The organism is Nocardioides sp. SYSU D00065, from assembly GCF_017916425.1.
Taxonomy (GTDB): Bacteria; Actinomycetota; Actinomycetes; order Propionibacteriales; family Nocardioidaceae; genus Nocardioides.
On sequence record NZ_JAFMSX010000002.1, the window covers coordinates 348622 to 361580 of the forward strand.

11 protein-coding genes and 1 tRNA gene are annotated in these 12959 nt (G+C 73.3%); 4 read left to right on the forward strand and 8 right to left on the reverse strand.

Annotation, left to right across the window (positions count from 1 at the left end; genetic code table 11):
* Positions 1-11: 11 nt before the first annotated feature.
* A complete protein-coding gene (locus tag J3P41_RS19275; RefSeq protein WP_210650108.1) occupies positions 12-1214 on the reverse strand; it encodes a C39 family peptidase in 1203 nt (400 codons plus the stop codon).
* Positions 1215-1330: 116 nt separating this feature from the next.
* Here J3P41_RS19275 and cysS point away from each other — a divergent pair, with 116 nt between their 5' ends.
* From cysS to J3P41_RS09750, 3 genes are read left to right on the forward strand one after another with little or no spacing between them, the layout of a single operon-like run.
* The gene (cysS, locus tag J3P41_RS09740; RefSeq protein WP_210650109.1) at positions 1331-2728 is read left to right on the forward strand and encodes a cysteine--tRNA ligase; all 1398 of its coding nucleotides are present in this window, start codon (positions 1331-1333) and stop codon (positions 2726-2728) included.
* 1 nt (position 2729) lies between these two features.
* A complete protein-coding gene (gene rlmB, locus J3P41_RS09745; protein WP_210650110.1) occupies positions 2730-3689 on the forward strand; it encodes a 23S rRNA (guanosine(2251)-2'-O)-methyltransferase RlmB in 960 nt (319 codons plus the stop codon).
* Entirely contained in the window at positions 3686-5194 is a 1509-nt protein-coding gene (locus J3P41_RS09750; protein WP_210650111.1) for a metallophosphoesterase, read from the forward strand. The genes rlmB and J3P41_RS09750 overlap by 4 nt, the downstream gene beginning before the upstream one ends.
* Here J3P41_RS09750 and J3P41_RS09755 read toward each other — a convergent pair.
* Positions 5178-6386, reverse strand: a complete 1209-nt coding sequence (locus J3P41_RS09755; protein WP_210650112.1) for a DUF4032 domain-containing protein — start codon at positions 6384-6386, stop codon at positions 5178-5180. The genes J3P41_RS09750 and J3P41_RS09755 overlap by 17 nt on opposite strands.
* A gap of 72 nt (positions 6387-6458) precedes the next feature.
* Between J3P41_RS09755 and J3P41_RS09760 the strand changes: the two genes are divergently transcribed.
* Positions 6459-6531, forward strand: a tRNA-Thr gene (locus tag J3P41_RS09760).
* A 140-nt stretch (positions 6532-6671) separates the two neighbouring features.
* Here J3P41_RS09760 and pdxY read toward each other — a convergent pair.
* From pdxY to J3P41_RS09790, 6 genes are read right to left on the reverse strand one after another with little or no spacing between them, the layout of a single operon-like run.
* Positions 6672-7535: a pyridoxal kinase PdxY gene (gene pdxY, locus J3P41_RS09765; RefSeq protein WP_210650113.1), complete on the reverse strand. Its 864-nt coding sequence runs from the start codon at positions 7533-7535 to the stop codon at positions 6672-6674.
* A 37-nt stretch (positions 7536-7572) separates the two neighbouring features.
* The gene (locus J3P41_RS09770; RefSeq protein WP_210650114.1) at positions 7573-8340 is read right to left on the reverse strand and encodes a dioxygenase; all 768 of its coding nucleotides are present in this window, start codon (positions 8338-8340) and stop codon (positions 7573-7575) included.
* Positions 8341-8362: 22 nt separating this feature from the next.
* A complete protein-coding gene (locus J3P41_RS09775) occupies positions 8363-9058 on the reverse strand; it encodes a uracil-DNA glycosylase (protein ID WP_210650115.1) in 696 nt (231 codons plus the stop codon).
* Entirely contained in the window at positions 9055-10479 is a 1425-nt protein-coding gene (locus tag J3P41_RS09780) for an aminotransferase class V-fold PLP-dependent enzyme (protein WP_210650116.1), read from the reverse strand. Before J3P41_RS09780 ends, J3P41_RS09775 begins: the two co-directional genes overlap by 4 nt.
* On the reverse strand, positions 10472-11869 hold the full coding sequence (locus tag J3P41_RS09785) for an MFS transporter (protein WP_307861920.1): 1398 nt from the start codon (positions 11867-11869) through the stop codon (positions 10472-10474). Before J3P41_RS09785 ends, J3P41_RS09780 begins: the two co-directional genes overlap by 8 nt.
* The gene (locus tag J3P41_RS09790) at positions 11821-12909 is read right to left on the reverse strand and encodes an alpha/beta fold hydrolase (RefSeq protein WP_210650117.1); all 1089 of its coding nucleotides are present in this window, start codon (positions 12907-12909) and stop codon (positions 11821-11823) included. Before J3P41_RS09790 ends, J3P41_RS09785 begins: the two co-directional genes overlap by 49 nt.
* Between the last annotated feature and the right edge of the window lie 50 nt (positions 12910-12959).

Here is a 12959-nt window from a genome sequence, read left to right on the forward strand (position 1 = left end):
CGCGGTGGACCTCAGCCGCGGATGACGTACGCCGTGCCGCCCGAGGCGGCGATCCACAGCCGTTCGAACTGCGCGCGGTCGTAGACACGCCGGACCTCGCCGTTGGTCGCGCCGGCGGGGTCGTTGACGACCACGTCGCCATCAGCCTCGAAGCCGACGACCACCAGCAGGTGCCCGTTGCTGGCGCTGATCGGGGCACCGGCGAGCTGGTTGCGGCCGAAGGCGATCGACACGATGAGCGGCACCCCGGCGGCGATGTGGTCCTCGGCCTCGCGCAGGTCACGCATCCGGGTGACGTAGGAGTCGCCGCCGACCAGCGTGGCGGCGTAGGCGGTGTTGAACGCCCAGTTGCCGGTGCCGTCGTAGCCGTGGTCGTAGACCATCTTGGCGGTGTGGTCGACCACCGGGTCGGCGTGACCGGCCGCGATGCCGGTCGGCGTGGGGGAGATGCCGTAGTAGGCGAGCACCATCGCCGTCGAGGTCGGCGAGCACCAGGCCTCGCCGCCGCCGCCCCACTGTGGGTAGTGCCCGCTGTGCACCATCTGGGAGTAGACCGGCACGGGCAGCACGGTGCCGGCGGCCGGTCCGGGTGCGGAGGTGGGCCGCGGTGCGGAGGCGTCGGCCGAGGCCACCGCGCCGACGCGCTCGAGGCTCACGGCCAGGCGGGAGCCCCGCGGTCGCATCAGCGTCACCCGGACCTGCCACGACGTCACCGTGCTCGCCGCGCGCCATGTGTCGACGCTGACTGCACCGAGGTCGTCGGCCTGCCCGGAGTACGTCGTGCGCGCGACGGGGCGGTTGGTCAGCCCCCAGTCGGCGACGGTGTCCCAGGTGCCGGTCCTGCCGTCCGCCCCGCGTCCGCGCACCTCGACGCGCACCAGGGACCGGCCCGGCGTCGTGGCCTCCCACGAGGGGACGAGGTCCGTGGCCCCGAAGCCGGGCGTGGCCCAGGGCGAGGTCCAGGTGCCGGCCTCGTAGGCGCGGCCGGCGACGGTGCGGCGCTTCGCGCGGAGGAGGGAGACGTGTCCGCGGCCCAGCTTGAGCCCGGAGCGGGTGCCGGCCTTGAAGTCGGCGTAGCTGCTCCACGAGGTCAGCTGCACGTGCGGAGTGGCGCGCCTCGACTCGGCGTGCGCGGTGGCGGCGGGCGGCGCGACCAGGCTCCCGGTCAGCAGGACGAGGAGGGTCAGCAGGAGGGCGGCGCGGCGTCGGAGCACCCGACGACGATAACCCGGCGGATCCCACACGTCCCAGGAGTCACAGCGATCGCCCGGGTCCGCGGTCGCTGCTCGCGAAGGCGGGTGTTGGCGCGCGGCGCCCTAGACTGGGCCGGGTGACCCTGAGGCTCCACGACACCGCGACGCGCGAGACCCGCGACTTCGTCCCCCTCGTCCCGGGCAGGGCCGGCATCTACGTCTGTGGGCTCACGGTGCAGTCGGAGCCGCACGTCGGCCACGTGCGCTCGGCGGTGAACTTCGACGTGCTGCGCCGCTGGCTCTCCGCGAGCGGCTACGACGTCGACTTCATCCGCAACGTCACCGACATCGACGACAAGATCCTCACCAAGTCCGCGGAGCAGGGCGTGCACTGGTACGCGCTGGCCGCCGCGATGAAGCGCGAGCTGGACAAGGCGCTCGCGGCGATCAACGTGCTGCCGCCGACGTACGAGCCGGGCGCCACCGGCCACGTCCCGGAGATCGTCGAGCTCGTCGAGCAGCTCATCGACCGCGGGCACGCCTACGCCGCCGAGGACGGCAGCGGGGACGTGTACTTCGACGTCCGCAGCTGGCCGGCCTACGGCGAGCTGACCCGCCAGCGCGTCGAGGACATGGAGCCCGCGGGCGACGCGGACCCGCGCGGCAAGCGCGACCCGCGCGACTTCGCCCTGTGGAAGGGGTGGAAGGAGACCGAGCCGAGCACCGCGGCCTGGCCCTCCCCGTGGGGGCGCGGGCGTCCCGGTTGGCACATCGAGTGCTCGGCCATGGCCGGGAAGTACCTCGGCCCCGCCTTCGACGTCCATGGCGGCGGCGTCGACCTGCGCTTCCCCCACCACGAGAACGAGCAGGCCCAGTCCCGGGCAGCCGGTCGCCCGTTCGCGTCGTACTGGCTGCACAACGCCTGGATCACCACCGCGGGCGAGAAGATGAGCAAGTCGCTCGGCAACTCGCTGCTGATTCCGGAGGTCCTCAAGCGCGTGCGCGGCATCGAGCTGCGCTACTACATGGTCTCGGCGCACTACCGCTCGCACGTCGAGTTCAGCTTCGAGGCGCTGGAGGAGGCCGCCAAGGCGTTCCGCCGCATCGAGGACTTCCTCGACCGGGCGGCGCCCGCGGTGGGCACCTGGTTCGCCGCGCTCCCGGAGGCCTTCGTCGCCGCCATGGACGACGATCTCGGCACCCCCGCCGCCGTCGCCGTGGTGCACGAATCCGTGCGCGAGGGCAACCGGTTGCTCGCCGACGGACCCTCGGAGGCCCTGGGGCAGAGGTTCGGCGAGGTGATCGCGATGCTCGACGTGCTGGGGCTCAACCCCTCAGACGAGGCGTGGGCACCCAGCGGCTCCGACGACCGGATGACCGAGGTCGTCGACGCGCTCGTGCAGGGCCTGCTGGCCGAGCGGACGGCGGCGCGCGAGGCGAAGGACTGGGCGCGTGCGGACGCCATCAGGGACCAGATCAAGGCGGCCGGCATCGAGGTGGAGGACACCCCGTCCGGCCCGAAGTGGAGCGTGTGACATGCCCGGCAACTCCCAGCGCAAGGGCGCCATCAAGAAGACCGGCAAGGGCAACCCCACCGCCGGCTCCGGCGGCCGCGTGCGCCGGGGCCTCGAGGGCCGGGGGCCGACCCCCAAGGCCAAGGACCGGCCCTACCACCAGGCGCACAAGGCGGCCAAGCGTGCCGAGCGGGACAAGTCCACGAAGCCCAGGCGGCGTACGTCGTCGGACGCCGAGTGGGCAGCCGGGCGCAACTCCGTCGTCGAGCTGCTCCAAGCGGGCGTTCCGGTGGCCGCGATCTACGTCGCCGAGGGCGCCGAGCGCGACGGCCGGATGCGCGAGGCGTTCAAGCTCGCGGCCGAACGCGGCCTGACGCTGCTCGAGGTCACTCGCAACGAGATGGACCGGATGACCGGCGGCGCAGTGCACCAGGGACTGGCGGTGCGCCTGCCGGCCTACGAGTACGCGCACGCGGACGACCTGCTCGAGCGCGCCGCCGAGCTCAAGGAGCCGGCGCTCGTCGTCGCCCTCGACCAGGTGACCGACCCGCGCAACCTCGGCGCGGTCATCCGCTCCGCGGCCGGCTTCGGCGCACACGGCGTGCTGATCCCCGAGCGCCGCGCGGCCGGCATGACGGCGTCGGCGTGGAAGACCAGCGCCGGCGCCGCGGCCCGGCTCCCCGTCGCGCAGACCGTCAACCTCACCCGTCAGCTCAAGGCGTACCAGGACGCCGGCTGCATGGTCGTCGGCCTGGCCGCCGACGGCGACATCTCGCTCCCGGAGCTGGTCGCCCCCGGCGGGCTGGCCGAGGGGCCGCTGGTCGTGGTCGTCGGGTCCGAGGGCAAGGGCCTGGGCCGGCTGGTCGCCGAGACGTGCGACCAGATCGTCTCGATCCCGATGGCCGGCCAGCTCGAGTCGCTCAACGCCGGCGTGGCCGCGTCGGTCGCCCTCTACGCCATCTCGCAGGCCCGCGTGGGATGACCACCCCACGGCGGCTGCTAGTCGGCGTGGCGCTGGCCGGCTTGAGCATCGCGCTCGGCCTGGCCGTCGCGGTGTCGCTGTTCCTCACCAGCAGCCGGACGGTGGTGCTGGTGGGCCACGACACGGTCGTACGCCCCACGCAGGGTCACGACGCGGTCGTGCAGACGGGACCGCTGCTCCCGGACCTGCGGATCCGCGACGTCGGCCCCGTCGGGGTCACCCTGACGCTCGGCAAGACCGAGGTGGGCTCGGTCGAGGAGCTCGTCGAGCGCTACGCCTACATCGCCGGTGACCCCACCGCGCAGGTGGACAAGGTGCGCGACGTTGTGGTGGACATGGCGGTCTCGGCGGCGGTGCGCGGAGTGGGGGTGGGGCTGGTGCCGGTCGCCCTCTTCCTCCTGCTCGGCCGGCACCGCCGCGGCGAGCTGTTCCGCGGTCTGCGCACCAGGCAGGGCCTGCTCGCCCTCGTCCTGCTGCTGGTCCTGCCCCTGCTGATCTGGCAGCCCTGGGAGTCGCGGGAGCGCACGCAGGAGGAGCAGGGCAGCTGGCAGACGCTCGCCGAGCTGGCCGGGCCCGGCGTCGTCCTGCCCGAGGAGGTGCGCGGCCTGGAGGTGCGCACGGGCCCCGTCACCACCGAGAGCAAGCGACTGGTGCTCAGCGCGATCGACACCTACGACAAGAGCAAGGAGTTCTACTCCGACGCTGCGGCAGGTGCTGCGGACCTGACCCTCCGCCAACCCGGCGAGGGCGAGACGGTCGCCCTGCTGGTCAGCGACCGGCACGACAACATCGGGATGGACCGCGTCGCGCGCGCGATCGGCGACGCGGCAGGCGCGACGGTGATCCTCGACGGGGGCGACGACACCTCGACCGGCCAGCCGTGGGAGGCCTTCAGCCTCGACTCGCTGGCCACGGCCTTCGAGGACTGGGAGCGGTTCGGCGTCGCCGGCAACCACGACCACGGCACGTTCGTGAGCACGTACCTGGCCGACCAGGGGTGGACGATGCTCGACGGCGAGGTGGTCGACGCACCGTGGGGCGGGACCCTGCTGGGGGTCGACGACCCGCGCAGCAGCGGGTTGGGCAGCTGGCGCGACGAGTCCGGTCTGAGCTTCAGCGAGGTCGGCGAGCGGCTGGCCGACGCCGCGTGCGCCGCGGCCGAGGACGGCGAGCGCGTCAGCACCGTGCTGGTCCACGACGCCAACCTCGGGCGCGAGGCGCTCGCCCGCGGCTGCGTCGACCTCGTGGTGGGCGGGCACACCCACGTGCAGCGCGGCCCGGAGGCCGTCGAGGGCGAGGACGGCGCCGTCGGTTACAGCTGGACGAACGGCACGACCGGCGGGGCGGCGTACGCCATCGCGCTCGGCAGCAAGCCGCGCCGCGACGCCGACGTCAGCCTGGTCACCTACGCCGACGGACGACCGGTGGGCCTGCAGTGGGTGCGCCTGCGCAGCGACGGGTCGTGGGTGGTCGGCGACTGGGAGCCCGTCACTCCTGCCCCGTGATCGCCTCGTCCGGCCTGGTGGTGAGGAAGCGGTCGATGTAGTCGCGGGCCGTCTCGTGGATGCCGACCTCGTGTCCGGCCTGCTCGGAGAGGTACCAGCGGTGCTCGAGGATCTCGTGGAAGACCTCGGCCGGCTCCAGCTTGCCCGTGGCGTCGGGCGGGATCATCGCCATGATCGGCTCGAAGATCTCGTGCATCCACCGCGACGCCACCACGTGGCGGTCCTCGCGCCCCAGGTCGTGGTGCGCGGTGAAGGACGCCAGGTCGTTGAGCAGGCGCCGGGCCTGGTTGTCCTCCACCGTCATGCCGGTCAGCGCCTGGATCTCGCGCGTGTGGTGGCCCAGGTCGACGACCTTGGGCTGGATGCGGATCGTGTCGCCGCCGAGGTCGGTGACGATGTCGAGCTCGTCGACGTCGAAGCCGAGGTCGTTGAGGCGCTCCACCCGCCGCTCGATGCGCCACATCTCGTCGGCCCGGAACTCCTCGAGCCCCGTGAGCTCGCTCCAGAGCGTCTCGTAGCGCTCGCGCAGGTGGCTCACGATCGCGAACCCGTCGATCGGCTTGGCGACGGCTCCGCTGGCGTTGAGGTCCATGAGCTCGGCGAAGATGTTCTCGCACCCGACCGTGATGTCGTGCTCGCGCATCCGGTCGCCCACCGTGTCGTGCAGCTCGCCCGTCTCCGCGTCGACGAGGTAGGCCGCGAACTCGCCGGCGTTGCGGCGGAACAGGACGTTGGAGAGCGACACGTCGCCCCAGTAGAAGCCGGCGAGGTGCAGCCGCACGAGAAGCACCACGATCGCATCGATGAGCACCGGCACGTGCTCGGCGGTCATGCCTCGGCTGAAGAGGCTGCGGTAGGGCAGGGAGAACTTCAGGTGCCGGGTGATCAGCGCGGCAGGGAGCTCCTCGCCGTCGCGGTCCACCCGACCGGTGACCACGCCCTGCGGCGTGACCGCCGGCAGCCCCAGCCGCTGCAGGTCGCGCAGCATCCGGTACTCGCGGAAGGCGATGTCGTCGTTGGTCTCCTTGACCGCGTAGACCCGGTCCCCGAGCCGGACGATGCGCACCACGTGGCGCGACAGCCCCCGCGGCAGCGGGACGACGACGTCCTCGGGCCACTGCTCGAGGCAGGTGTCCCAGGGCAGGGTCAGGATGGCCGGGTCGGGCCGGCTCGCGACGATCCGCATGGCCATGCGCCGACGCTACTCCGACTCACGCGCCTCGTCGCCCCTCGCCTAGGATGGCCGCCGCGCCCTCGGGCGCAGGCCGGTGTAGCTCAGTTGGTAGAGCGCCATACTTGTAATATGGATGTCGCGGGTTCGACTCCTGTCACCGGCTCTCGGCGTTGCGGGCCGCCGTTCCGGGTCGGGCCGCCCGGCCCCCCGCCTGTCCATCACGGTATGTCGGTGAACAGGCACTTCCCGTGCGGAGTTGACCCGGGGAAGTGCCCGTTCGGCGACGTACCTTGATGGAGCAGGTCAGCGGACCTGCCGCACCTCGAACTCGCACGCCGGCGAGGCGATGGCGTCCTGGGCGGCGATCAGCCGGAGCTCGCGCTCACCGGAGTCGAGGGTCGCCTTGAGCACCGCGAAGACCGACGAGGCGGTCCGGGCGAGGGCGTCGGCCGCCGACCCCGTCGTCGCGAGGTGCGCGGTGAACAGCGCCGCCGTGATGTCGCCGGAGCCGTTGGCCTTCATCGGCAGGCGCGGGGTCGTCACGAGCCATGCCCCGTCGGCGGTGACGGCGAGCATCTCGATGACGTCCTCCTCGGCACCGGCCCGGTCGACGGAGGTCACCAGCACCGTCGACGGACCGAGCGCGCGCACCTCGTCGACGGCCGCGAGGACGTCGTCCAGGGACGAGGGCCCGCTCAGCGCGTCGCGGTCGGTGATGAACCCGAGCTCGAACTGGTTGGGGGTCAGCACGTCGGCGACCGGGATCACCGTGGAGCGGTACTTCGGCGGAATCGCGGGATTGACGAAGCAGCCGGACGTCGCGTTGCCCATGACCGGGTCGCAGGTGTACGTCGCCGCCGGGTTGGCGGCCTTGACCTGCGCCACGGCGTCGACGATGACGTCGGCGATCTCCGGCGACCCCTGGTAGCCCGAGAGCACGGCGTCGCAGGTCTCGAAGGCGCCGCGCTCGCCGATGCCGGTGATCACGGCGGCCACGTCCTCGGCCGCGATGAGGGGCCCGCGCCACGCGCCGTAGCCGGTGTGGTTGGAGAAGTTCACGGTGAGGACCGGCCACACCTCGTGGCCGAGCCGCTGGAGGGGGAACACCGCAGCTGAGTTGCCGACGTGGCCGTAGGCGACGTGGGACTGGATCGAGAGGACGCGCACACGCCGAGACTAGTCCTGTCCCCGGCGAGCCGGGACGTCAGGCGAGCTGGAGCGACCGCTTGGAGAGTCCCAGCCAGTAGCCGTCGATGACCTGGGCGCCGGGCTCGCCCGGGGTCGTCGCCGCACCCAGCGCGACGAAGAGCGGCGTGTAGTGCTCGACGGTCGGGTGGGCGTACGGCATGCCGGGCGCGAAGCGGAAGTCGGACAGCGTGTCCAGGTCGCCGCGGGCCAGCGCCTCGGCAGCCCACAGGTCGAAGTCGCTGGACCACCCCGGCGCGGCGGCGTCGGTGCGCCAGTCGGTGAGGAAGGGCAGGCCGTGGGTGAGGAAGCCGGAGCCGATGATCAGCACGCCCTCGTCGCGCAGTGGGCGCAGGCGCTCGCCGAGGCGCAGCAGGCGCTGGGGGTCGTCGGTGGGCAGCGACATCTGCAGCACGGGGACGTCGGCGTCGGGGTACATGACCTTGAGCGGCACCCAGGCGCCGTGGTCGAGGCCCCGCGAGGTGTGCTGGTGGACCGGCTCGGTGCGCGGCATCATCGCCGCCACCCGCTGCGCCAGTGCCGAGGCGTCCGGCGTCGCGTAGGTCATCTCGTAGTACTTCGGCGCGAACCCGCCGAAGTCGTAGACGAGCGGTGCGCCGCTCGCGGACAGGCTCACCGGCGCCGACTCCCAGTGCGCGCTGACGATCAGGATCGCGCTGGGCCGAGGCAGGTCCCGCGCCCAGGCCGAGAGCTGCCCCGACCAGGTGGGGTCGTCCAGCAGCGGCGGGGCGCCGTGGCCGATGTAGAGCGCGGGCATCGACGTCATGACGACCTCAATAGTACGAGATTCAATTATATTCCGGGAGCGTCCAGTCGACCGGTGCGGCGCCCTGCTCCTCCAGCAGCCGGTTGACCCGGCTGAACGGCCTGGACCCGAAGAAACCGCGCCGCGCGCTCAGCGGCGAGGGGTGCGCCGACTCGACCGCCGGGACCGGGCCGAGCAGCGGCTTGAGCGACTGCGCGTGCCGGCCCCACAGGATCGCGGCGCAGGGTCCGCCGCGCTCCGCAATCGCCGCGAGCGCCCGCTCGGTGACCGCTTCCCAGCCCTTGCCCTGGTGGCTGCCCGACTCGTGGGGCCGCACGGTCAGGACCCGGTTGAGCAGCATCACACCCTGGTCGGCCCAGGCGGAGAGGTCGCCGTGCCGAGGAGGGACGATGCCGAGGTCGTCCCTCAGCTCGACGTAGATGTTCACCAGGCTCGGCGGCAGTGGCCACACGTGCCGCTCGACGGCGAAGCTCAGGCCGATCGGGTGGGTGGGGTTGGGGTAGGGGTCCTGGCCGACCACCAGCACGCGTACGTCGGCCAGCGGGCGCCGGAACGCCCGGAACACCAGGTCGCCAGCCGGCTGGTAGCCGCGTCCGGCCGCCAGCTCGTCGCGCAGGAACCGGCCCATGGCGGCGACCCGGTCGTCCACCGGTGCCAGCGCCTCGGCCCAGTCGGGGGCGACGATGCCCCGGGCCACGAGCCCCGCGAGCGCGCTCATCGCACCGGCCGCTGGAGCCGGTCGAGGAACGCCACGAGGAGTGCCTCGCGCATCGCCGGTGACGCGACGTCGAGCATCGCGTTGACCTCCGCCATCCGGGTCGGCAGCTCGAGATCGCCCGCGGCTGAGGCTGCGACCAGGCCGGAGGCTGCCAGCAGGCCGTTGAAGTCGGCGTCGGTGAGGGCCGCCGGGTCGAGCGCCTCGATGACGGCCACCACGTCCGGGTCCACCGTGACCGGGCCGGCCGCCCGGGCCGCGGCGACGGAGTCGCGCAACGCCGTCGCGAGCTCCCCGACGTGGGGCAGGGTGCCGGCGCTCACCGAGAGGTGGATCGTCGGCCCGCCCGCGCCGAAGGACAGCTGGGGCTGGACGTACCAGCCGCGCTCGAGGAGCTCGTCGGTCACCGTGAACGGGTCACACGAGTCGTCGGTCGCCACGGCCACCAACGTCGAGTCCGGGTCGGCGACCAGGCGCAGCGCGGGCTCGGCCTCGACGCACCGCACGATCGCGTCGACGGCCGCCAGGGCCTGCCCGGCCAGCTCGAGGTACCCCGCGTCGCCGATGTGCTCGACGACCGCCCACGTCCCCGCGACCGGACCGCCCGACCGCGTCGACTGCGTGGTCGCGTTGAGCATCGTGTAGCCGGGCCAGGCCGCCGAGGCGAAGTACTGCGGCCGGCGCAGGGCGGGGTCGCGGTGCAGCAGGATCGAGGTGCCCTTGGGTGCGTAGGCGTACTTGTGCGTGTCGAGCGAGATGGAGGTGACCCCGTCGACGGCGAAGGTCCACGGAGGCACGTCACGGCCGATCCGGGCGGCGTAGGGCAGCACCCACCCGCCGATGCAGGCGTCGACGTGGCAGCGGATCCCGCGAGCCGCGGCCGCCGCGGCGATCTCGGTCACCGGGTCGACCACCCCGTGCGCGTACGACGGCGCGCTGGCCACGACCAGCACCGTGTCGTCGTCGACGGCCGCCGCCATCGCCGCCGGGTCGGCGCGGAAGTCGGGTCCGACCGGCACCAGCACGGGCTCGACGCCGAAGTAGTGGGCCGCCTTGTGGAACGCCGCGTGCGCCGTCTGCGGCAGCACCATCCGGGGGCGCGCCACCTCGGGCCGACTGTCCCGGGCGCCCTGCACGGCCAGCAGGATCGACTCGGTCCCGCCCGACGTCACGGTGCCGACCGCGGTCTCCGGGGCGTCGAGGAGCCGGCAGGTGAAGCCGACGAGCTCGTTCTCCATCCGCAGCAGCGACGGGAACGCCGTCGGGTCCAGCGCGTTGGACGCGGAGTAGGCGGCCACCGCCTCGCGCGCGACCCGATCGACCGCCGGGTCGCCGGCGTCGTAGACGTAGGCGAGCGTGCGGCCCCCGTGCACGGGCAGGTCGGCGCCCTGCAGCGCGCGGAGGCGTTCCAGCGGGTCAGGCATCGAGGGCTCCTTCCGCAGCCGCCACCTCGGCGGCATCGAGCGTGTACTGCCGCAGCCACCACAGGCTGAGCAGGGTCAGGGCTGCCGGCAGCACCGAGAACCCGAGCGTGATCGCCGTCAGGGCGGAGTCGGGCTGGGTGATCTCGCGGCCCTCGCTGGACAGGTAGCCGCCGAGGGCCAGCACCACGGCGAACACGGCTGGGCCGAGGGCCAGCCCGAGGGTCTCGCCGGCCGTCCAGACCCCGGTGTAGACACCGGCGCGGTTCTCGCCGGTCCGGGCGGAGTCCACGGCGGCGGCGTCCGGCAGCATCGCCATGGGGAAGACCTGGCAGCCGGCGTAGCCGACCCCGACGAGCGCGGTGGCAGCGAACACGACGGCGGGCGGCGCCACTCGGGCCGTGACAGCCAGCACCGCGCCGGCGGCGAGCACCAGGGACGCCAGGACGTAGCCGCGCCGCTTGCCGATGCGCGTGCCGACCGAGGCCCAGACGGGGGTGAGCAGGAGGGCCGGCCCGACGAAGCAGACGAACAGGACGGTCGACGCACCCGAGCTGCCCAGCACGTCGCCGGCGAGGTAGTCCACCCCGGCGAGCATGCAGCCGGTGGCCAGCGCCTGCAGGACGAACGTGGTCAGCAGCACCCGGAAGTCGCGGGCGCGGGCCACGACGCGCAGCTGCTCACGCAGCGACCCGGCACCCGCCGCGACCGCGCCGACCGGCGCCGACCGGGTGCCCCACCAGGCGCTGACCACGCCGACGACGATCAGGGCCGCCATCACCACGCCCATCACCCGGTAGCCGTCGCGCCCGCCGACCGCGTCGCGGATCACCGGGGCGGTCGCGCCGGCCAGCATGATCGTCAACGCGAGGATCGCCACGCGCCAGGTCATCAACCGGGTGCGCTCGTCGTAGGACGAGGTGATCTCCGCCGGCATCGCGACGTAGGGCACCTGGAAGAACGCGTACGCCGACGCGGCGAGCACGAAGAACAGCAGCACCCAGCCGGCCTCGAGCGCCGGGCTGCCGAGGTCCGGTGCGGCGAAGATCAGCGCGAACGCCCCGGCCAGCATCAGTCCCGCGCGGAGCAGCCACGGCCGACGCGGCCCGGCGGCGTCCACCGTGCGGTCGCTGACGCGACCGGCGACCGGGTTGAGGACGACGTCCCAGGCCTTCGGCACGAAGACGATGACACCGGCCCAGAGTGCGGCGATCCCCAGCTCGTCGGTCAGGTAGGGCAGCAGCATCAAGCCGGGCACCGTGCCGAAGGCGCCCGTCGCCACCGACCCGCTGCCGTAGCCGATGCGTACGCCGCGGGGGAGCCGCGCGCGCCCGAGCGTCGTCGTCACGAACGCCCCGGCGCCGGAGAGCCCGCGGACCACTGGGCCAGCCACTCGTCGAGGACCGGCCACGTCGTACGTCGGGCCTCCCGGCCGGTGAGCGTGCCGAGGTGCCCGCCGGGCACGATCTCGAACCGAACCTGTGGCGACCCCGTCAGCAGCGGCACCACCGCACGTACGGCCGGCAGCGGCGCGATGGCGTCGGTGGTGCCCGCGAAGACGAGCACCGGGACGGCGATGTCGGCGAGGTCGACGGTCCGCCCCAGCACCTCCATCCGGCCGGCGGCGAGGGTGTTGCCCTTGGCGAAGCGGTGGTACAGCTGCCCGAACGTGCGGCCCCGGTAGGCCGTCATGGTGGACGTGAGGCGACTGACCGCCTCCAGCTGTGCCAGGTAGTCGGTGTCGTCGAGGTGCGTGAGCACTGCGAGCGGCTTGGCCACCAGCTGCTGCGCCGACACCGTGGCGAGGGCCCAGTCGAGCAGCGGCACCGGTACGCCCCCCAGCGCGCGGCGCCCACGCGTGCGGCCGCCCCCGATGGTCGGGTCGACGAGTGGGCGTGCCGGCGCGACGAGCGGGACCGAGGTGACGTCGACCGGTGACCCGAGCACCGTCAGCGAGGCGATGGGGAGGTCCTGGCGGTCCGCGGCGACGAGCATCGCGAAGATGCCGCCGAGGCTCCAGCCCAGCAGGTGGATCCCGCGTCCGCCGGCGTGCTGGTGCACCGCCTCCACCGCCCGCGGCAGTACGTCGTCGACCCAGCGGTCGACCTCGAGCGCCCGGTCGTGCAACGGCACCTGGCCGTAGTCGAGCAGGTACGTGGGACGGCCCCGCGTCACCAGGTGCTCGACCAGCGAGCACCCGCGGCGCAGGTCGTAGCACAGCGCCGGTGCGCCCAGCGGCGCCACCAGCAGGACCGGGTCGCCCTCCGGTACGACGTCGGCAGCCGGCCGGTAGTGGTGGACCTCGCGCAGGTCTCCCTCGTCGACGAGGATGCGCGGCATCGGCCGCAGGTCGGCCAGCCCCCCGTGCAGCAGGGACTGCGCCACGTTGCCCGCCGCGGCGACCACCTGGCCGGGGCTGGGGATGAGGTCCATGCGAGGAATCTACGGCCAGCTGCATCCGGTGGGGCCCCGCGAGCGGAGAA

Bases quoted from the DNA above. Each gene is read 5' to 3' on its own strand.
- rlmB (WP_210650110.1), top strand. From the start codon at position 2,730: ATGCCCGGCAACTCCCAGCGCAAGGGCGCCATCAAGAAGACCGGCAAG.
- J3P41_RS09775 (WP_210650115.1), bottom strand. From the start codon at position 9,058: ATGAGCGCGCTCGCGGGGCTCGTGGCCCGGGGCATCGTCGCCCCCGAC.
- J3P41_RS09750 (WP_210650111.1), top strand. From the start codon at position 3,686: ATGACCACCCCACGGCGGCTGCTAGTCGGCGTGGCGCTGGCCGGCTTG.
- J3P41_RS09755 (WP_210650112.1), bottom strand. From the start codon at position 6,386: ATGGCCATGCGGATCGTCGCGAGCCGGCCCGACCCGGCCATCCTGACC.
- J3P41_RS09770 (WP_210650114.1), bottom strand. From the start codon at position 8,340: ATGACGTCGATGCCCGCGCTCTACATCGGCCACGGCGCCCCGCCGCTG.
- J3P41_RS09780 (WP_210650116.1), bottom strand. From the start codon at position 10,479: ATGCCTGACCCGCTGGAACGCCTCCGCGCGCTGCAGGGCGCCGACCTG.
- J3P41_RS09790 (WP_210650117.1), bottom strand. From the start codon at position 12,909: ATGGACCTCATCCCCAGCCCCGGCCAGGTGGTCGCCGCGGCGGGCAAC.